The following is an 18,461-nucleotide window of genomic DNA, read 5'->3' as shown; positions in this document are numbered from 1 at the left end:
GACTGCATCTGACCTACCAACAAAATCATAGATTTTGGGTTAGGTCATTATCTACCTCCACTTCTTAAATTCTTACGCATGGATGCATTGACAATAACTTCATCAAGGAGTGTGCCTCCAAGATAAACTGGTATGACTATATCTCCAGTATTTTCAGATTTTAAATTGATGTTTGCAAGTGCATCGGATATTTGTCTTCCTATATCAATTCCATTTATAGCTGATTCTTTATCATGTCCACCTATGCCAACAGCTGATATGCTTGGGCTTAAAACCATGTCACTTGCGACATTTTTCATTGAAGATTGTACTAATCTTCTACTCTTTTCTATACCCTTAGACAAGCCTTCCATAAAATCAGGCATCCAAGATTCATAGTCGGTAAGTGGGCCAACATCTGGAACAGAAAAGTGCAGGTAAGACCTAATAGTTGATGCTACATTGGATACAGCCGATGTCACATTGCTAATCGCACTTCTAATCCCTCTAGCAATTCCGTTAATCATATCGGCTCCCCATGTATAAGCTTGAGATGCCAAATTCTTAATGTGATTAACTGCATTATTAAATCCATTTCTAATAGTGAACTGAATATTCGACATAGTAGATGAAATACTTGATCTCATGGAATTAAATGCAGATGATACTGCTGACTTTGCACTATTCACTGCAGAGGAAATAGTCGACTTTATGGAGTTCCAAGCAGATGAAACAAAGGTCTTAATATTATTCATTGTTGATGAGATAAAGGTCTTTATCCCATTCCAGACTGATTCAAGAACTGTCTTAATAGAAGTCAAGATTGTCTCAATAGTCGTTTTTATATTGGTCCAGGAGGTAGAAATAAATTCTCCAATGGCAGTGATGACTGTTGTTAAGAACTCTTTTAGTCCATTCCAAATAGTCTCTACTTTTACTTTAATTGCATCAAGAACTGTTGAAATTAAAGTCTTAATCCCTTCCCATGTCGTCTTAATAAATTCTCCAACTGCTGTAAATACTTCTGTAGTTGTAGTTGAAATAGCTGTCCATATATTGGTAAAAGTAGTTTGAATTCCCGTCCAGAGGCTTGTAAAAAATTCTCCTAAACTTTGCCACAAACTCTTGGCCCCTTCAATAAAGGTATTCCAAGATTCAGTTAGAAAAGTTGTTATAGATGTCCAGATACTATTCCAGCCTTCAGAAAGTCCATTCCATAAGTTGGCGAAGAAATCCTTGATTCCTTTCCAAGTAGTCTTAACCCCTTCAATAAATCCAGACCAAAATTCTGATAGAAAACTTGTTATTTCAGTCCATGTACTTGTCCATGAATCAGATATCCCTTGCCATAGGTTTACAAAGAATTCTTTTATTCCATTCCAAATAGCAACAGTTGATTCTTTGATAGTATCCCAAATAGAGATGACACCTTCTCTAAACCAGTCGCACTTCTTCCATAAAAGAACTAGACCCGCTATTATTGCACCAATAGCAATAGGAACAATACCAATGGCTGATACTACTGCAGTGATTGCTGGTATAAGTGTACCTGTAAATATTCCAACTATCTTAGTTATTCCTCCTACTATTAGAGGTCCTTTAGTCATAATAGTTCCTATTGACCAGATAAGTTTTCCTACTATCATAAGTACAGGTCCAAGAGCAGCTATAAAAAGACCGATACCTGCAATAATACCTTTTACTGGTCCTGGAAGTGCATTAAGTCCATTTACCAGTTTTGTTAATATATCTACTGCTTTTCTAACAGCAGGCATCAAAAGGTCTCCAAAAGATATGGCTAATTCTTCTAAGGCAGATTGTAATATCTTTAATTGACCAGCTAGGTTGTCCTGCATAGTAGCAGCCATCTTTTCAGCTGTTCCATCTGCGTTATATATGGCATCACTTAAACTGTTATAGTCTTTTTCACTGGCATTTATAATTGCCAGCATTCCAGACATGGCATTTTTACCAAATATCATGGATGCTGCTTGTGCTTTTTGAGTTCCATCTAAATTAGCAAAGGCAACTCTAAAGGTGCTTAGAGTCTCATCAAGTGAAAGCCCCTGTACATCTTCAATAGATAAGCCCAACATGGACATTCCATTAATAACTTCTTTAGTTGGTGATGCGAGTCTAGTTAGTCCAGACCTTAAAGCTGTACCTGCTTGTGAGCCCTTTATTCCTGCGTTAGCCATTAAACCTATAGCTACAGCTGTATCTTCAACTGAATATCCAAGTGTACCAGCAATAGGTGCAGCATATTTAAAAGTTTCACCCATTAATGAAACATTGGTATTGGCATTAGATGATGCAGCAGCAAGAACATCAGCAAAGTGAGAAGAGTCTTCAGCTTTTAAACCAAAGGCTGTAAGGGCATCTGTTACGATATCTGAAGTAGTGGCTAAGTCCTCACCACTAGCTGCAGCAAGGTTCATGACTCCTTCAATACCACCAATCATGTCTTTACTTTTCCAACCAGCCATGGCCATGTAGTTCATAGCCTCTGCCGCTTCAGATGCTGAGAACTTTGTCTTGGCCCCCATTTCACGAGCCTTTTCCCTCAGAGCATCAAAGTCGGACCCTGTTGCACCTGATACTGCTTTTACCTTTGACATACCTGAGTCAAAATCTGATGCAGTCTTTACAGCTGCTACCCCAAGACCTGCTACTGCAAGAGATACTGGCATCATTTTTCTTCCTACATTTTCTATGTTTTGCCCTGTGTTTTGCCATTTTTCTCCAGTAATAGCTATGTTTTGAAGGGTTTGATTTGTTGTTGCACCTTGTCTTTCTAGAGACTTTAAGGCTTGTTCTGTTTCAATAATTTCACGTTTAAGGGCATCATATTGTTCTTGGGAAATCTTACCTTCTGCAAGAGCCTGTTCAGCTTGTTTCTGTGCCTCTTTTAATGATGTTAATTTGTTCTTTGTTTCTTCTAAGGTCTGTCCTAACAGTTTATGCTTTTGTGAGATGAGTTCAGTGTTGCCAGGATCAAGTTTAAGAAGTTTGTTGACATCACGAAGTTCTGATTGGGTATGTTTTATCTCCGTATTAACTTGTTTTAGTGCAGTCTGTAATTTGGTAGTGTCCCCATCAATCTCAACAGTTATCCCTTTTATTCTATTTGCCAATATCTCACCTCCTTAATTTTAGACATCAAAAAAGCACCTACCATTTGATAGATGCCGTTAAACAAATTTAAATTATTCTTTTACTATAGGAACCCATAATTCCATTTGATAATCTGCTGAATTAGGGTCTCCATCTCCATATACTTCAAAATCAGGACTTTCATCATGTCTATATCCTTCTTTTGGGAAGAAATATGAAATAATATACTTCCATCCTTCGTGAATGCACTTAGGTATAGGTCCTTGTAAGCTTACAATAGCATACTCTTTTTCAGGAATGCTGAGTATATCTAAACCTAACTCCTCGGCTTTTACTTCATCCGTTAAATCAAAACCAGCTAAGTATATAAATGAATCTTCTTCATCCATTATATAGTCATATCCTACGCCAAAGATTTGACCATTACCAAACTCTTCAAATTTTTCTCTTGGTACTTTTTCAACCAGTCTATCCCAAACTTTTTGGAAATTTGAACTTTTAGTTACATCTGATTTAATGCCAGCTACTTTAAACGCTTTCTTTTTCTCAATCTTAATATCCATTTGATTTCCTCCTTGAACTGAAATTGAAAAGTAGATTCTTGGGAAATATTGATACTTTTGTCCTCTTTTTACTTGTCCTGGAGTTAGCTTATGAAAATTTTTAAAAGCTAAGGCAAAAGAATCTTGAGAATTATAGCCATATTTTATTGCGATATCTATAATTCTTTTATCTGAATTTTTTAAATCAATTGCAGCATTTGTCATCTTTCTTAACCTTATATATTCAGATAATGAATATCCTGATATGATTGAAAATATTCTTGAAAACATTGGAAATGAATATCCTGTTATCCGTGTTATTTCCTTTTCATCAAGTTCATCAGTTAAGTTTTCTTCAATATAGTCTATTGCTAAGTTAAAAGATCTCATTATATCCATATTCCCACCACCTTTCATTTAAATTGTACAAGGATTTATTAAATTATACCCGATAATGCTAATACAAATATTATAGCATCTAAAATTTATCAAAGTCATCTTGTGTAGCTACTTCTTTGTATTTATATTCATCGTTATTCTTTTCTGTAAACATATCATTTACAAGTCCAATTGTTAGTAGAGATAAATCAGAAACAGAAAGACCAAGTTCCACTGCCCTTAGTAAAAACAAGGGTGTGGTCATTGGTCTTTCTGTTGGTCTTACTTTTTTTTAGGAACTTCTTCCGATTTTATATTAAGTCCCCACAACTCAATTAGCTGAGGTAGAATTTGGTAAATTGAAAAGGTTGAGAAATTATCTAACCATTCCTCTGGACTATCTGGCACAGATTTATCTCCATGCTTTGCCATTACATAGGCTATATTTTCAAATAGTTCTAATGAGCCTATGTCAAGATTAGATTTATCTTCATCATTTTTCTTCATGGACTTTTCTAATTCCATCAAGTCTTTAAAGATGTCCCTTCCAAATTTCAATCTATAAATTCGTGGAATTGCAGCTGAGGCACGAAAAACAACATCTTGTCCGTCAATTTGAATTTTCTTTGTTAGTGCCATATTTATTTACCTCCAACACTTGCTCTTGAAGGTGTTACTGTAGTTTCTGTTGGCATATAGACTGACTTGTACCAACCATCATAAGTTTCCTTTGTAGTCTCTTCACCTGTTCTAGCCTTTACATTTCCATTTGGAAGTGGTCTTGCTTGGATAGATAAGGTTTCTGGTTGAACTTCTCTTGATTCTTCATTGGTTTCTCCTTCAAGAGTAGGTCTTGCTGCTGAGCAGTTATACATGACATGACGGATTTTCTTTTGGTCACCATCAAACTCAAATAGAAGTGCAAAGTTTGCAGTTTCAGAATTTGACGACTCAATTAATACTTTATTAGAATCTGATTTTTCCATCAAAACATCAGTCCTAAAGGATTCTGGAATAAGGGCGATTTCTAAATCTCCGTCATAGCCCATATTGTTTGAAATTGTGTAGTATTCAATCCCATCTGCATAAAAGCTTTCAGGCTCTCCATTTGGATCTAATGAAATTGAAACAGCACCAGGCATTGGCACTGGTGTCTTATATTTAATAACGCCCTCTTCGGTTTTATCAAAGAGAGCGTAATGTACGTTACAAATATTAAATTTAACTTTATTAGCCATTTTTTACCTCCATCGTAAATTCATAGAGAACTTCATAGAGTCTTTCTGATTCAATCCAAACTTCAGATTTTTCATAATAGATTTTTTCTCTATCAAGTATCTCTTCTATTTTTTCCTCTAATTTTAAATCTTTCTTATCGGTATAAAGTTCTAAGTCTATCTGAGTATTTTTATAGAAAACTACTCCATCTGCACCAAAGTGTTTATTCTTTGGAAATAGATAGACCATAAATGGTGGATCTGGACTTTCTCCTTCAGCAAAGTGGGAGTATGCAAATGGAAGTCCTATATCTTCAATTATTTTTAATAGCCTATCCATCTTGTAATTTCCTCATTATATTTTCTTCCAATTCTCTGATTCCTTTCTCCTCAGCTGGTCCAATATGAGGCTTAGCAGACACTCTTCCTCCTTGCCTAAGAACATGGCCTTTCTCAAGTAGATGAGCCAGCTGGTATCTATTTCTTGAATGGACTACAAGTTCTATTGAGTTTGAAGTTTCTTTCATAGTTTTTACTGACCAAGATTTAGAATATTTCTTTGTTTCTCCTACAGGTGCATTTTCTTGTATGTCTTTTCTAATATTGCTACCAGCTTTTTTGACTTCTTTTTTTACTTCATCTGTTGCCATATCAGAGTATTCTTCTAAGCCTTTCATTATTTCACTGGCTAGGTTTTCAATTTTTACATTCATCTACTCACCTTCCTACATCTAAACTTTATAAATCTGTTTTTGTAGTTCATAAAGTCAATTGAGATGATATTGTACTTTTCATCTTCAAATAGAATTCTGTAATCTGAAGTATTAATGTTCTTCAGACTATTTTGAAATCTTACAGTAAAAGAAATATCTGACCTATCCACTTCCATTCCTAGAAAAACTTCTTCGCCTTTACCTTGAAAGGAAATATAGGCTGACGTTTCTAGATAATCTGTCCATACTGATTTATGGTTACCAATGTCATCTACCTTAACATTTTTATTTTGAAAGGTTATTTTTCTATTTAAATCGGATACCTTCATTAAAACTCAGCCTTTCTCATTCCAAATAATAAAGCCCTTAGAGTTAAGTTTAATTCAGAGTAATCTGCCTCTTCTCTATGTTCATAAAGATAAGCAGTCATATATAAGACAGCTATCTTTCCATTTGGATTTTTAGAAAGTTCTTCTTCACTATTAACCCTGGCTACATCCATGGAGTGCTTTATTGATGATTGGATGAGAGATTCAATCATCTCATCCTCATCATCAAAATCCACCCTTAAATAGGACTTTGCCTCTTCAAGAGTAATCATAATTTACTCCTTAGGCAGTAGCACCAATTTTTAAAAGTTTAACTGCTTCCCTTAAAACTAAAATTCCATCAACTCTTTCTTTACCTAAGAAACCAACCATGCCATTGCCAGCAAATAGTTCCTTTAAGTCTTGGAAAGATCTATTTCCTCTATCTCCAATCTTGTAATAAGAAAAATCGCCAAAGGCTATTGCAAGTTTCCCTTTTTCAGCTTTTGGAGCAAAGGCAGATGTGTAAGCAGGATATCCTAAAAGTCTATCTGGTTCTCCATCTTTAAGTGAAGGTTGCCAAATATATGCACCATTAACATCCTTAAGTTTTCTAATCTGAGCAACTGTTGCATCATTTAAAATAAAGGCTGCTTTCTTTCTATATGGTCTATCTAGAGAGTAAACTAAATCAATTAGTTCATCTGCAGTAATTGTTTGAGCCTTTGTTGTTAGCCCAAGTTCTCCACCCTTTTTAGGGTCAAAAATTCCTGTAGGCTTATTTACTCCATCGCCATTTAAGAAAGCGTCCTCTTCAGCATTTGCTAACGCTCTAGTAAATTCTTCAGTGATGTATTTTTCTAAATTAAAGGCTGCATCATACAAAAGTTCTTCAGTAACTTTAATACCAACATGGAGTTTATGTGCATCAAGAGATACTTGATCAAATGTGCCATCTCCAAAGGTAAGTTGGCCACCTTCTTCAACCCATAGGGCTGCTGGTTTAGTAGCTGCAATATTAATTTTATGGAGTCCAGAAGTTTGAACTTTTGTAGCGAGTTTTCTTACGATATTTTCATCTTCAAGACCACTTACGATATCTGTTTCCATTTCTTCTGGAACTAAATATCCACCACTTTCATCTGTACCGACTTTTAATTCATTGGAGATATCTCTAAAGTTTGTTCTTAATGCTTTCATCATAGATTTCTTATAGACATTTCTTGCTCTCATTGATTTTTCTTCTTCATTAAAAGTAGCAGGTTCATTTGTTAATGCTTGAGTAGTAGGTTTTTCTAAAGTTTTATCCATTTCTTCTTCCCTCTTCTTTCTTTCAATTTCACGAGTATAATTCTCGATTGTTCTCTCCATCTCTTCATATGTTTTAAAGTCTTCATCAGACATTAGGCCCTTTTCATCTTTCTTGGATTCAGCAAATGCCTTTGCCTCATCCCAAGCCTTAGTTCTCTTTTCTAAAAGTTCTTTTAAATTCATAATTACCTCCAAGTGTTTTTAATTTTGTTTAATCTTTCTTCTACCTCACTCATTGAGTGAGTCTTTACTTCTTTATTTATCTTTGTTAAAAGTGAGTTTGTAACTGCTCGTCTTGAAAAAACCATGTTAGTTGCTACATCACTTGTCCTCTTATCTATTAGTGTTCCATCACAAAACCCCATCTCAATAGCCTTGTTCTTATCAAACCAAGTCTCTCCATCCATTAGATTAGAAATCTCTTCCCTGGATAAACCTGTCTTAATCTCATAGGCATTAATGATTGATTCCTTAACTTCCTTTAACATATCTATGGCTTTTTGCATTTCTTTTGAGTCACCAATAGCTACAGTTAAAGGGTTGTGAATCATAATTAATGATGTTGGACTCATCAATACTTCAGTTCCTGCCATAGCAATGACCGATGCTGCTGATGCTGCAAGTCCGTCAATCTTAATGGTTACATTTCCCTTGTGTTCTAAAAGCATGGTGTAAATTCTTGATGCTGCAATACAATCTCCACCAGGGGAGTTGATCCATACAGTTATGTCTCCACTTTTATTTTTTAATTCACTGGCAAATAACTTAGGAGTCACATCGTCATCAAACCATGAATCTTCAGCTATAACTCCATCAATGTATAGGACATTTTCATTACTTGCCCAATTCCAAAATACTTTTTTATTCAATATATTTTCACCCCAATTCTTCAAGTCAGCTTCGTCACAATTTTCTTATCTCCCTTTGGTCGATGAAAATTGGACTTCGTGACATCTGACCTACCTACGATTCGTGCTTTGCACTCATCGGGTTAGGTCATAAAAAAGAGCCTTGGTGTTTTTTCTCTATCAAACCAAGACTCTTCCGCAATAACTCCATCTATATATAGTTCATTCGAATCCTTTTTCCAATTCCAAAATATTTTATTGTTCTTCATTTGGACTTATCTCTTCTCCTTTCTGCTGATAAAAACTACCTGCTTTATCAAGCGGTAGCATATTTCCATTTACAAGGTATAAGTCACCACCTTCTTCAGCTGATATCCTATCTAGGTTTTCTAATTCTCTTATGTCATTTGCACTCATCCAGCCATTTTGTCTTCCTACAGCATATCCATTCATTCTTGATTCATAGTCTCCCCTTAGAAGTCCATCAAGGTTAAATTTAATAAAGTAGGATTCTTTTTCTTTTTTTGTTAGTAGTGCTCTTTCCAAGGATTGCTCCCAACGAACAATCCAAGGGTCAAGAGTGTATTTAACAAATTCAAGCGACTGCTGTTCTATATTTGAAAATGATGACTTCTCCAAGTCACCAATCATATGAGGTGGTATTCTGAATATTCTTGCTATCTCATTTAACTGAAACTTTCTTGTTTCCAAAAATTGGGCTTCACTTGGCGCAATGGCTATCGGTTGGTATTTCATCCCTTCTTCAAGTACAGCCACTTTGTTGGCGTTCTTAGGCCCCTGAAAGGCTGCATTCCACGACGCTCTAACTCTTTCTGGGTCTTTAATAATACCTGGATGTTCTAAAACTCCACCTGGCTGTGCTCCATTTTGGAAGAATGACGCTCCGTAATCTTCACAAGCCATAGCCATGCCAATAGCATTCTTGGCCATTGTAATTGGTGAGTATCCAATAAGACCGTCAAAACCAAGTCCAGGTATGTGAAGAACATCTTCTTTTAAAAGATAAACCTCTTCTGATTTGTGATTGTATTTATAGAAAATTTCTCCTTCCTCACTTCTCATTACAGTCATCTTGTTTGGCATTAGAGGGTAAAGTCCAATGACCTCATTTCTTCCATTACGAATTACCTGAGCGTAAGCATTGCCCCACAATAAAAGATGAGTCATTAATGTTTCTCTAAATACAAATGATGTCATCTCATTATTTGGTTCATCATGTAAGAGAAAATATATGGTGTGGTCTTCTGCTTTTTCCTTTGAGTTTGAATTCCCTCTTTTATATAAATGTAGAGGAAGTCCTGCTAAGGTTTCAGCAAGAACCCTCACGCATGAATAAACTGCTGTCATTTGCATAGCAGTAAATTCGTTGACATTTCTTCCTGCTGTTGTCCTTCCAAATAAAAAAGACGATGAAGATATTCTCTCCCCGTCTTTAGGTTTGTCTCTCGACTTGAATATTAAATTTAAGATGTTTATACTACCACCTCCTAAAATACAATTAACCCCCTATCATCATAAACAGATTCACTTGTGTCATTACCACATCTTATAGCCCTATCAAGTGCCATTATTGTAGCAATAACTCCATCTATCTTTTCTGTAGATTTTTCTTTATCTGCCTTAATGTTTCCAGCAGGGTCTGTTCGTATAAAGATATTGTCCATCATCCACCTTAGAACAGGATGACCTCCATGGGCTATTTTTCTTTCGAGAGTTAGTTTCATTAATTCTTTTGTTGGTGGAGACATATCTTTAAATCCTTGGCCAAAGGGAACTACTGTAAAACCCATGCCTTCTAAGTTTTGAACCATCTGCACTGCTCCCCACCTGTCGAATGCAATTTCTCTAATGTTATAAATCTCACCTAAGTCTTCTATAAATTTTTCAATAAAACCATAATGGACTACATTACCTTCTGTAGTTTGAATGTAGCCTTGTTTTTTCCATAGGTCGTAGTTCACATGGTCTCTTTTTACTCTTAGGTCGAGATTATCTTCTGGCAACCAGAAGTAGGGTAATATTTGATATTTATCATCTTCATCTATTGAAGGAAAGACTAAAACAAAGGCTGTAATATCTGTTGTTGATGATAGATCAAGTCCACCATAACAAACTCTGCCCTTTAGTTCTTCTTCATTAACAGCAAAGTTACATAAATCCCATTTTTCCATAGGCATCCATCTAATTGCTTGTTTGACCCACTGATTAAGTCTTAGTTGTCTAAAGGCATTTTCTTCAGTTGGATTTTGCTTAGCCGATTCACAAGCTTGTCTTACTTTTTCTATTGGAACTGTAATTCCAAGAGACGGATTTGCCTTATGCCATACTTTTTCATCTGTCCAATCATCTTCTCTATCTGCTCCATAAATCACAGGATAGAAAGTTGGATCAGTTTTTCTGCCTTCAAGTATGTCGACTGCCTTTTGGTGAGTTTCGTAGCAGATTGATTTGGTATCAGTTCCTGCAGTTGTTATAAGGAAATATAATGGTTGAGTTCTTGCATCTCCAGAACCTTTTGTCATGACATCAAAAAGTTTTCTATTAGGCTGGGTATGAAGTTCATCAAAGACCACACCATGAATATTAAATCCGTGTTTAGAATAGGCTTCTGCAGATAAAACTTGGTAAAAAGAATTGGTCGGCTTATATATCATCCTCTTTTGAGATGCTAGAATCTTTACTCTTTTAGATAAGGCTGGAGACATTCTTACCATATCAGCTGCAACATCAAAAACTATAGTTGCTTGTTGTCTATCGGCAGCACATCCATAAACTTCTGCTCTTTCTTCTCCATCACCACAAGTAAGGAGAAGTGCTACAGCAGCTGCAAGTTCAGATTTTCCCATCTTCTTTGGAATCTCAATATAGGCAGTGTTAAATTGTCGGTATCCCGTATCTTTTACAATGCCGAACAAGTCTCTAATAATTTCTTCTTGCCAGTCAATAAGCTTGAAATCTTTACCTGCCCATCTACCTTTTGTGTGTTTTAGGCATTCTATAAAGGTGACGGCATAGTCTGCTTTGTTTTTATCATAGTGAGATGTAGGTAGCATAAATTTTGTTGGTTTATATTTCATTTGACCTCCTTCCTCTAAAAATGAGCATAAAAATACTAGCCTTAGCTAGTTCACTACGAGAAAAAGAGCCTTGGCTAATTTTTCTTTATTTTTATCTTTTTCTTGCTATATTTAATTCTTTGTAAGCTTTCTTAAGTTCTCTATCTAGTGTTTCTGAGTCTGCAAAAAGTTGAAATTCTTCATCTGTTAAATTTCCTTTTGATACCTCCCAAAGTTCTTCATGAATTTGGTCTGCACATTTCTTTGCAGTTCCCGCTATGTCTAGAAGGTTAATGGCTGCTCCAATCTTGCCCTCTTTTGATTTTTTTATTGAGCTTCCTGCGTATCTTTTGCAGGCTTTGACTTCTGTTTCTAATCTTTCTAAAAGGTCTTTTTTCATGGTTTTACTCTCCTTTACTTTTGTTGTACACATATTCCCGTACAACGAGAGATAAGTCAAGCAAATATCTTGCTTAACTCTCTATTTTTTCTCTTAGTTTCTCTTGAAAAGGAGGGCTGGTGTATATTCTTTTTCTTCTTTGTTTTCTTTGAAATTCCAATTAGTCCTTCCTGTATCTATTTCAATTAAGTCTATAGGAAAGTACCCTTTTCTTTTAAAACTTTTTAACCCTTTCATAAGACCTGTTGACTGGTCTGAAATTGTAAATTCTTGTATCTCAAATCTTTCAAGATTCTCTATGATTTCTTGGTGGTTTTCTTCAAATCCAACATCATCAAAGTTTAAGATGTCTCTACCTATTCTTCTGGATTCTCTGTATGCCCAGTAAAATCTGTAGCTAATTTTATTTTCTTCGAAATCTTCTTTTTCTTTAATGTTTTCTAACAATTCAATCTTTTTCATTTTTCGTTCCTCCTCTTTTGTTGTACACATATTCCCGTACAATAGAGGAATAGTCAAGCAATGTATGGTTATTTAATTAGATTTTTCAATAATATCCTCCCTAAAAATTACATTTAACATCGAACCATTATCCCATTTTACTAGGATTGATCCAATGGCATCCACTCCATAAACTGTACCTAAGGTTCCAACTGAAGGTGCCCCGTCATCTTCCATTTGGATTAGTTTTACTCTTGTACCTACTGGATACGTCTCTTTTAATTTTTGTATAATTTCCCTTGAAATCATCTAATCACCTCACATACATATATCACTCAAATACTGATTTATATCAAGTCAGATTAATAACATCTTCATACTTATACTCTTTTCCGTCTCTTAATAGGCTTACATCTTTATCACTACCAACTAATTCAATAAACCTATTTACAATGACATCTACAAATTTTTCATCAAGTTCTATCATCCTACAAATCCTATCAGTTTGCTCACAAGCTATTAATGTACTTCCACTTCCACCAAATGGATCAAGTACAATGGAGTTTGTCATTGATGAATTTTTAATTGGATAAGATAAAAGTGGGATAGGTTTCATAGTAGGGTGGTCACCATTTTTTCTTGGTTTATCAAATTCCCAAATGGTAGACTCTTTTCTTCCTGTATACCAGTTGTGTTTTCCTTTTTTCTTCCAACCATAAAGGATTGGTTCATGTTGCCATTGATAGGGACTTCTTCCAAGTACAAGAGATTGTTTCTTCCAAATACAAGTACCAGATAAATAAAATCCAGCATCTTGAAATGCTTTTCTGAAATTAAGTCCTTCTGTATCAGCATGAAAAACATATATCGAACCATCATCTGCGAGAAACTTTTCCATATTTAAAAAGGAGCTTAGTAAAAATTCGTAAAATTTACCTTGCTCCATATTGTCATTTTTAATTTTTCCAGCTGATCCTTCATAGTTTACATTGTATGGAGGGTCTGTGATGATAAGATTTGCTTTTGATTCTCCCATCAATTTTTCGTAAGTAATCTCATCTGTAGAATCTCCACAAATAAGTTTGTGCTTGCCTAATGTCCATATATCTCCAGCTTTTGAAAAAGTAGGTTTTTCTAATTCCTTGTCTACATCAAAACCGTCATCTTCTGTATCATTTCCAAGGTCAAAAATATTAGATAGTTCATCTGGTGAAAACCCAGTAAGTTCTACATTAAAACCATAATCTTCTAGGGATTCAATTTCTACCCTTAATAGTTCTTCATCCCAACCAGCATCAAGAGCCATTCTGTTATCAGCTAAGATATAGGCTTTCTTTTGTGCCTCGTTTAGGTGGTCTGCAAAGACACAAGGTACTTCTTTTATCCCTTCTTCCTTTGCCGCCATAATTCTTCCATGGCCTGCAATAACTCCATAGTCTTTATCAATAATCACAGGATTGATGAAGCCAAATTCTCGAATTGATGATCGTAGTTTGTTAATCTGGTCTGCTGAATGAGTCCTTGCATTATTTACATAGGGTACAAGTTTTTCAATATCAACTAATTTCATTTCTTTGGTTGTAATCATATTAGCCCCACTTTGCAAATTCTTCAAAACCACCAATAGAGTTAATATAGTTTCTAGCAATTTCTACAATTTCAGAATATGGTCTACCATCAACAGTTTCATCTCCGATTGCACAGGATAATTCAATCTCTCTATTTTCCTCTTGTGCCTTTAGGTGGGCATAAATATTAACTGATACATCAGCTTTGGATAGGTCTTTACCATGAAGACCTCCACCCGTTACTGCTCTTCCCATGTCTGAGCCGAGTTTTCTATTTGTCGCTCCAGTATCAACATTAAATCCTCCAGTCCAATCTCCAAGTGGATTTACGATAGCTTTTGGATAAATTGCTTTTAAGATTTCTGTAGATATATTTGACTGGCAGATTATGAGTTTATCTCCATCAAGAATGTATTTTCCATCGTAAGGATAATTAGAATAGATTTCACGAGCAATTAAAGATAGTTTCTTTTCTTCATCTGAAGTAGGTACTCCCTTAAAGATTCCATTGTCACCACATCTTATCTTTTCTTTTTGATTATTTGATAGGTGAATATCCTGTTCTACTATTTTAATATCTGCTATGACATCTCCAGCTATCCTCTTTATTGATGTTGCAATTTCTTTTTTATTTAGATTACAATCTGTTTCAATAATTACATGACAATTTCCATGCCCCAGCAAAACTTCAACTGCTATTTTAGGATTTTCATTTTCTTTATATGCTAAATCTACAATTGCACCAGCGATACAATCTGCTATTTTATCTGGATGCCTTGGATTTACTTTTTCAAACAATACAATTACCTCCTTTGCCTTAGTAATTTTTCCATCATATCTTCCCCATAGTCTTCATAAACTTCTGTGCAGTTTTCTTTAACTATGTCATAAATCTCATACCATAAAAGGTTGGCTGTCTTTTGAAACTGACTAGACATCTGTACAAAAGGAGATGCAATAACTCCTCCTGTAGTAGGATGCTTTCCCAGTAGTCCAAATTGACTGATTGCCTCTTCACATTGAATATATCTTGCAAAAGCCTGGGAGTAAGACTCTAATAGTCTTGGATTTACTAAATTTTCACAGTTTCTTTGTTTTAACCAACCCCAAGTCTCTTTATATATTTCATCAGCACCAAGTGGTATTCCATTCTTTTGCTTTGCAGATAGATAGTCACTAGGTGCTGGCATATCTGTCCCATCAAGAACTGCACCGTCTGGCAAGTCAACTGCATCTATTTCTTCTGGAGTGAATGTTGGAATATCATTCATTAGTATTTCTACTTTTTTACCTTTTTCTATTTTTTCAGCAGCAGGCTGTGGTTTCCCTCCTGCTTTTACTCTTCTTCCACCTCTATATGTTCCGTCCTTAGCGATAGTATCACCTCCTAGTTTATTATTTTCTTTAATAGGTCCTTTGAACCCGTTTTTTTGTGCGTGAGAGGGCGGCACCGTTGGTATGGGATTCAGTCGTAGAGAATAAGACTCCCCCTCCCCACGAAAAAAAATATAAAATTTTTATTGACTCTTTATAAAAATATATTATACTATTCTTATCAGATACTAATTAGATACTTATAAGGAGGTCATTATGAGTCAAACAAGAGTGGTTGTTTTAAATGAGACACAAATTGGTGAAGCTGACAGTTGGAATCTTTGTTTCCAATATGTTCGATATGAATATGGGGATGGAAACGAAGAAAACGGATACAGGTTTATTTGGAAACGCCCAGATGGTACTCTTCAAGCTGCAAGGGGTCAAGCTAGAATTCCATCCATTGCTGATATTAATTTTCTTATTGGAAAAGCTATCAAGGAGGGATGGGGTAACCATGACTGTGGTACTCTTAGCTATTAATTCCATTAAACGAGAGATAGAAAATCCTATCTCTCGTTTTTATTATTGAATCTATCTCCACTCTTTGCATGAATCTTTGAGTGACAAGACTTACAAAGACTCATAAGATTGTCTTCATCATTAGTTCCACCACGAGAAAGAGGAAGTATGTGATGTACTTCCTCTACCTTCGTCATTTTATTTTCTTTTAAACACATCTCACAGAGTGGGTGCTCTGCTACATATCTTTTTCTAATAACTCTCCATGCTTTTCCATATCGCTTATGAGTTTTAGGATCTCGTTTATATTTTTCATAGTTTCTGTTGTATTCTTTCTCATGTTCTTTGCAGAATCGTCCATCAACTAACTCTGGACAACCTGGATAAGAACATGGTCTCTTAGGTTTTCTTGGCACTTTATCACTCCATAAAGAAAGCCTCGAAGATTAAATCTCCAAGGCTCTTTTAATTATTCTTTTGCTATTTTAATAATACTACAACTCCATAGTGACATTCTATGACATTTCATGACAAGGTTTGATTAGCTTTGAAGTTTCTTTTAACCCCAGATTGTGAAGTCTATGAATATGTCTAATATCGTAATTCATATCAACTGCTATCTTCTCCCAAGTCTCAAAGCAAAGATATCTTTTTTCAAGGATAACTTGAAGTTCTTTATTTTGAATCTGTTTGATTGTTCCAACCATCTCTGCTTTCAAATCTACAAGTTTATCTATATCTCTATTAATCTCTTCTTGGAGATCTACAATCTTTACGATAGTATCTTCAAGTTTAGATGAGCCTTGATTAGGACTCTTAGGCATATCCGATAAGGTCGATGTAGCTTTTGTTGCTAGTGCATTTAAACTTTCAACTTGCTCCAGCTTACTGTTAATTCTTTTGTCTAAATAAAAAGCTTGTTTTAAATATTCTTTTGCGTTCATTTCTTACCTCCATAATTTTTTGAGGTAAGTTCTCCATAGAACTCCTGCTCGTATATTAAGCTTATAAAATGTTCTTAGTGACATTCTATGACATTAACTCTCCAGATTTGCTTTTACTGCCTCTATAAGTGCAGCTTGTGTTTTATTCTTATTTTCTAATGCTTTCATCACATCTTCATCAATAGTTCCTTTAGCTAGGATGTGATGGATTACAACTGTTTCTTTCTGACCTTGCCTATAAAGTCTGGCATTGGTTTGCTCATAAAGTTCTAAGGACCAAGTAAGAGAAAACCAAATAAGTGTTGATCCTCCTGCTTGTAAGTTAAGTCCATGTCCAGCAGATGCTGGATGAATAACAGCTACAGGAATCTTACTTTGATTCCATTCTTTAAAGTCCTCACTTGTTTTAAGTTCTCTTACATCAAACCTATCTTTTATTCTTTTCAAGTCGGACTTATACCAATAGGCTATCAGAACAGGTTTTCCATTTGCTCCTTCTATTAAATCTTCTAAGGCATCAAGTTTTCTATTGTGGATATGGATCATATTTTTATATTCATCATAAACAGAACCTGATGCCATTTGCAGTAACTTATTAGAAAGTGCAGCAGCATTAACTGCATCTATATCTTTATCTTTAATATTAACGACTAAGTCTTTTTTTAAGGTTTCGTAGATTCCTCTTTCTTTATCTGATAGATTTACAAAGACTTCATTGTTTATCTTCTCTGGCATTTTTAGGTAATCTTCAGCTTTCATAGAAACTGTTATATCTGATATCTTTTTATAGATTGCATCTTCAGCAAAAGGCAGTGGCTTATAGGAATAAATGATTGGTCCATTTCTCTTATCTGGTTTGAAGTAGATTTCCCTGTACTGACCAATAAATCTTCCAAGCCTTTGACCCATATCAAGGAGTCTAAACTCAGCCCATAAATCCATTAGTCCGTTAGATGATGGAGTTCCAGTAAGACCAACTATTCTTTTTACCTTTGGTCTAACTTTCATCAAGGCTTTAAATCTCTTTGACCTATGAGATTTAAAAGATGATAGTTCATCAATTACGATCATATCATAGTTAAATGGTTGTTTGCTTTTATTTATTAGCCAGTCTACATTTTCCCTATTGATTAAATAAATATCTGCCTGCTCATTTAATGCTTTTATTCTTTCTTTTTCACTTCCTATGGCTACTGAATATTTTAAGATATCAAGGTGAGACCACTTTTCTATCTCTTCCTTCCAAGTGTCCCTGGCAACCCTTAGTGGTGCTATTATTAAAACCTTAGAAATCTCAAAGGAATCAAATAGTAAATCTTTTATAGCTGTTAGGCTTATAACCGTCTTACCGAGACCCATGTCCAGTAGAAGTGCTGATTCTTTGTTTTCTTTTATAAATTCAGTAGCATAGTTTTGATATTTATGTGGAGTGTATTCCAATTAGTCACCTCCAATCCTCTTTATTATTTCATCAATGTTTTCTTTTGAGTCAAGAACATAAACCTTAAAACCTAAGTTTTTAAATTGCCTTATTCTCTTTTTCTGAATTGGTCTTGGCTCTCCTCCAGGTCTTTTTGTTTCTACAAATCCAACCTTTCCTTTAGGTAAAAGTATTATCCTATCTGGTATTCCCGTCATTGATAGAGATGTAAATTTAAGACAAAGACCACCATGGAGTTTTACCTTGTCGACTAAGGCTTTTTCTATTTCGTTTTCTAGCATTGATATTTCAACCTTTCTATTGATTGTGTGAAGGTCTCGAAGGTCTCTTCTATAACCTTTATA

The 18,461-nt window shown here is 35.0% G+C and carries 25 protein-coding genes; 1 reads left to right on the top strand and 24 read right to left on the bottom strand.

Features of this window, described 5'->3' with window-relative positions:
- Positions 1-47: 47 nt before the first annotated feature.
- The 20 genes from HMPREF9225_RS02295 to HMPREF9225_RS02210 all read right to left on the bottom strand — a co-directional run bounded on the left by HMPREF9225_RS02295 (position 48) and on the right by HMPREF9225_RS02210 (position 15,347).
- Entirely contained in the window at positions 48-3,113 is a 3,066-nt protein-coding gene (locus HMPREF9225_RS02295) for a phage tail tape measure protein (protein ID WP_008901316.1), read from the bottom strand.
- 72 nt (positions 3,114-3,185) lie between these two features.
- Positions 3,186-4,034, bottom strand: a complete 849-nt coding sequence (locus tag HMPREF9225_RS02290; protein ID WP_040551273.1) for an AraC family transcriptional regulator — start codon at positions 4,032-4,034, stop codon at positions 3,186-3,188.
- 79 nt (positions 4,035-4,113) lie between these two features.
- On the bottom strand, positions 4,114-4,278 hold the full coding sequence (locus HMPREF9225_RS10300; protein ID WP_008901314.1) for a hypothetical protein: 165 nt from the start codon (positions 4,276-4,278) through the stop codon (positions 4,114-4,116).
- A gap of 17 nt (positions 4,279-4,295) precedes the next feature.
- Positions 4,296-4,652: a hypothetical protein gene (locus HMPREF9225_RS02285; RefSeq protein WP_008901313.1), complete on the bottom strand. Its 357-nt coding sequence runs from the start codon at positions 4,650-4,652 to the stop codon at positions 4,296-4,298.
- A gap of 2 nt (positions 4,653-4,654) precedes the next feature.
- On the bottom strand, positions 4,655-5,251 hold the full coding sequence (locus tag HMPREF9225_RS02280) for a major tail protein (RefSeq protein ID WP_008901312.1): 597 nt from the start codon (positions 5,249-5,251) through the stop codon (positions 4,655-4,657).
- Complete coding sequence (locus HMPREF9225_RS02275; protein WP_008901311.1) at positions 5,244-5,570, bottom strand: hypothetical protein; 327 nt, start codon at positions 5,568-5,570, stop codon at positions 5,244-5,246. Before HMPREF9225_RS02275 ends, HMPREF9225_RS02280 begins: the two co-directional genes overlap by 8 nt.
- Positions 5,563-5,943: an HK97 gp10 family phage protein gene (locus HMPREF9225_RS02270; protein WP_008901310.1), complete on the bottom strand. Its 381-nt coding sequence runs from the start codon at positions 5,941-5,943 to the stop codon at positions 5,563-5,565. Before HMPREF9225_RS02270 ends, HMPREF9225_RS02275 begins: the two co-directional genes overlap by 8 nt.
- Entirely contained in the window at positions 5,940-6,272 is a 333-nt protein-coding gene (locus HMPREF9225_RS02265) for a phage head closure protein (protein ID WP_008901309.1), read from the bottom strand. Before HMPREF9225_RS02265 ends, HMPREF9225_RS02270 begins: the two co-directional genes overlap by 4 nt.
- Entirely contained in the window at positions 6,272-6,544 is a 273-nt protein-coding gene (locus tag HMPREF9225_RS02260; RefSeq protein ID WP_008901308.1) for a head-tail connector protein, read from the bottom strand. The genes HMPREF9225_RS02265 and HMPREF9225_RS02260 overlap by 1 nt, the downstream gene beginning before the upstream one ends.
- Positions 6,545-6,554: 10 nt before the next feature.
- A complete protein-coding gene (locus HMPREF9225_RS02255; RefSeq protein WP_008901307.1) occupies positions 6,555-7,745 on the bottom strand; it encodes a phage major capsid protein in 1,191 nt (396 codons plus the stop codon).
- Positions 7,746-7,747: 2 nt separating this feature from the next.
- A complete protein-coding gene (locus tag HMPREF9225_RS02250; RefSeq protein ID WP_425357255.1) occupies positions 7,748-8,431 on the bottom strand; it encodes a head maturation protease, ClpP-related in 684 nt (227 codons plus the stop codon).
- 122 nt (positions 8,432-8,553) lie between these two features.
- Positions 8,554-8,679, bottom strand: a complete 126-nt coding sequence (locus HMPREF9225_RS10530; RefSeq protein WP_008901305.1) for a hypothetical protein — start codon at positions 8,677-8,679, stop codon at positions 8,554-8,556.
- Positions 8,666-9,784 carry a phage portal protein gene (locus HMPREF9225_RS02245; RefSeq protein WP_008901304.1) on the bottom strand — a complete coding sequence of 373 codons (1,119 nt, stop codon included), beginning with the start codon at positions 9,782-9,784 and terminating at the stop codon, positions 8,666-8,668. Before HMPREF9225_RS02245 ends, HMPREF9225_RS10530 begins: the two co-directional genes overlap by 14 nt.
- A gap of 134 nt (positions 9,785-9,918) precedes the next feature.
- Complete coding sequence (locus tag HMPREF9225_RS02240; RefSeq protein ID WP_008901303.1) at positions 9,919-11,508, bottom strand: terminase large subunit; 1,590 nt, start codon at positions 11,506-11,508, stop codon at positions 9,919-9,921.
- 91 nt (positions 11,509-11,599) lie between these two features.
- Positions 11,600-11,887: a hypothetical protein gene (locus HMPREF9225_RS02235; RefSeq protein WP_040551271.1), complete on the bottom strand. Its 288-nt coding sequence runs from the start codon at positions 11,885-11,887 to the stop codon at positions 11,600-11,602.
- Between the two features lie 93 nt (positions 11,888-11,980).
- Positions 11,981-12,349, bottom strand: coding sequence for a DUF7698 family protein (locus HMPREF9225_RS02230; protein WP_040551270.1), 369 nt, complete (start codon positions 12,347-12,349; stop codon positions 11,981-11,983).
- A 72-nt stretch (positions 12,350-12,421) separates the two neighbouring features.
- Complete coding sequence (locus tag HMPREF9225_RS02225; protein WP_008901300.1) at positions 12,422-12,637, bottom strand: DUF4314 domain-containing protein; 216 nt, start codon at positions 12,635-12,637, stop codon at positions 12,422-12,424.
- 43 nt (positions 12,638-12,680) lie between these two features.
- Positions 12,681-13,916, bottom strand: coding sequence for a site-specific DNA-methyltransferase (locus HMPREF9225_RS02220; protein ID WP_008901299.1), 1,236 nt, complete (start codon positions 13,914-13,916; stop codon positions 12,681-12,683).
- Between the two features lies 1 nt (position 13,917).
- Entirely contained in the window at positions 13,918-14,694 is a 777-nt protein-coding gene (locus HMPREF9225_RS02215) for an S-adenosylmethionine synthetase N-terminal domain-containing protein (RefSeq protein WP_008901298.1), read from the bottom strand.
- 5 nt (positions 14,695-14,699) lie between these two features.
- Positions 14,700-15,347 carry a P27 family phage terminase small subunit gene (locus HMPREF9225_RS02210; protein WP_008901297.1) on the bottom strand — a complete coding sequence of 216 codons (648 nt, stop codon included), beginning with the start codon at positions 15,345-15,347 and terminating at the stop codon, positions 14,700-14,702.
- Positions 15,348-15,486: 139 nt separating this feature from the next.
- On the opposite strand from HMPREF9225_RS02210, the gene HMPREF9225_RS02205 reads away from it, so the two are divergent.
- Complete coding sequence (locus HMPREF9225_RS02205) at positions 15,487-15,753, top strand: hypothetical protein (RefSeq protein WP_008901296.1); 267 nt, start codon at positions 15,487-15,489, stop codon at positions 15,751-15,753.
- Positions 15,754-15,779: 26 nt separating this feature from the next.
- Here the strand turns inward: HMPREF9225_RS02205 and HMPREF9225_RS02200 are convergent, their stop codons facing one another.
- The 4 genes from HMPREF9225_RS02200 to HMPREF9225_RS02185 all read right to left on the bottom strand — a co-directional run bounded on the left by HMPREF9225_RS02200 (position 15,780) and on the right by HMPREF9225_RS02185 (position 18,398).
- Complete coding sequence (locus tag HMPREF9225_RS02200) at positions 15,780-16,148, bottom strand: HNH endonuclease (protein WP_008901295.1); 369 nt, start codon at positions 16,146-16,148, stop codon at positions 15,780-15,782.
- A 99-nt stretch (positions 16,149-16,247) separates the two neighbouring features.
- Positions 16,248-16,676: a hypothetical protein gene (locus tag HMPREF9225_RS02195; RefSeq protein WP_008901294.1), complete on the bottom strand. Its 429-nt coding sequence runs from the start codon at positions 16,674-16,676 to the stop codon at positions 16,248-16,250.
- 93 nt (positions 16,677-16,769) lie between these two features.
- Positions 16,770-18,116, bottom strand: a complete 1,347-nt coding sequence (locus tag HMPREF9225_RS02190; protein WP_008901293.1) for a DEAD/DEAH box helicase — start codon at positions 18,114-18,116, stop codon at positions 16,770-16,772.
- Complete coding sequence (locus HMPREF9225_RS02185) at positions 18,117-18,398, bottom strand: VRR-NUC domain-containing protein (RefSeq protein WP_008901292.1); 282 nt, start codon at positions 18,396-18,398, stop codon at positions 18,117-18,119.
- Positions 18,399-18,461: the final 63 nt, after the last annotated feature.

Source organism: Peptoniphilus duerdenii ATCC BAA-1640 (assembly GCF_000146345.1).
GTDB lineage: Bacteria > Bacillota > Clostridia > Tissierellales > Peptoniphilaceae > Peptoniphilus_B > Peptoniphilus_B duerdenii.
Note: the sequence above shows the minus strand (reverse complement) of the source record. Positions and strands in the feature narration are given on the sequence as shown.

What these genes read in the sequence shown, in the direction of transcription:
- HMPREF9225_RS02290 (WP_040551273.1), bottom strand. Translation starts at nt 4,034, where the DNA reads ATGGATATAATGAGATCTTTTAACTTAGCAATAGACTATATTGAAGAA.
- HMPREF9225_RS10300 (WP_008901314.1), bottom strand. Translation starts at nt 4,278, where the DNA reads ATGACCACACCCTTGTTTTTACTAAGGGCAGTGGAACTTGGTCTTTCT.
- HMPREF9225_RS02285 (WP_008901313.1), bottom strand. Translation starts at nt 4,652, where the DNA reads ATGGCACTAACAAAGAAAATTCAAATTGACGGACAAGATGTTGTTTTT.
- HMPREF9225_RS02280 (WP_008901312.1), bottom strand. Translation starts at nt 5,251, where the DNA reads ATGGCTAATAAAGTTAAATTTAATATTTGTAACGTACATTACGCTCTC.
- HMPREF9225_RS02275 (WP_008901311.1), bottom strand. Translation starts at nt 5,570, where the DNA reads ATGGATAGGCTATTAAAAATAATTGAAGATATAGGACTTCCATTTGCA.
- HMPREF9225_RS02270 (WP_008901310.1), bottom strand. Translation starts at nt 5,943, where the DNA reads ATGAATGTAAAAATTGAAAACCTAGCCAGTGAAATAATGAAAGGCTTA.
- HMPREF9225_RS02265 (WP_008901309.1), bottom strand. Translation starts at nt 6,272, where the DNA reads ATGAAGGTATCCGATTTAAATAGAAAAATAACCTTTCAAAATAAAAAT.
- HMPREF9225_RS02260 (WP_008901308.1), bottom strand. Translation starts at nt 6,544, where the DNA reads ATGATTACTCTTGAAGAGGCAAAGTCCTATTTAAGGGTGGATTTTGAT.
- HMPREF9225_RS02255 (WP_008901307.1), bottom strand. Translation starts at nt 7,745, where the DNA reads ATGAATTTAAAAGAACTTTTAGAAAAGAGAACTAAGGCTTGGGATGAG.
- HMPREF9225_RS10530 (WP_008901305.1), bottom strand. Translation starts at nt 8,679, where the DNA reads ATGAAGAACAATAAAATATTTTGGAATTGGAAAAAGGATTCGAATGAA.
- HMPREF9225_RS02245 (WP_008901304.1), bottom strand. Translation starts at nt 9,784, where the DNA reads ATGCAAATGACAGCAGTTTATTCATGCGTGAGGGTTCTTGCTGAAACC.
- HMPREF9225_RS02240 (WP_008901303.1), bottom strand. Translation starts at nt 11,508, where the DNA reads ATGAAATATAAACCAACAAAATTTATGCTACCTACATCTCACTATGAT.
- HMPREF9225_RS02235 (WP_040551271.1), bottom strand. Translation starts at nt 11,887, where the DNA reads ATGAAAAAAGACCTTTTAGAAAGATTAGAAACAGAAGTCAAAGCCTGC.
- HMPREF9225_RS02230 (WP_040551270.1), bottom strand. Translation starts at nt 12,349, where the DNA reads ATGAAAAAGATTGAATTGTTAGAAAACATTAAAGAAAAAGAAGATTTC.
- HMPREF9225_RS02225 (WP_008901300.1), bottom strand. Translation starts at nt 12,637, where the DNA reads ATGATTTCAAGGGAAATTATACAAAAATTAAAAGAGACGTATCCAGTA.
- HMPREF9225_RS02220 (WP_008901299.1), bottom strand. Translation starts at nt 13,916, where the DNA reads ATGATTACAACCAAAGAAATGAAATTAGTTGATATTGAAAAACTTGTA.
- HMPREF9225_RS02205 (WP_008901296.1), top strand. Translation starts at nt 15,487, where the DNA reads ATGAGTCAAACAAGAGTGGTTGTTTTAAATGAGACACAAATTGGTGAA.
- HMPREF9225_RS02195 (WP_008901294.1), bottom strand. Translation starts at nt 16,676, where the DNA reads ATGAACGCAAAAGAATATTTAAAACAAGCTTTTTATTTAGACAAAAGA.
- HMPREF9225_RS02185 (WP_008901292.1), bottom strand. Translation starts at nt 18,398, where the DNA reads ATGCTAGAAAACGAAATAGAAAAAGCCTTAGTCGACAAGGTAAAACTC.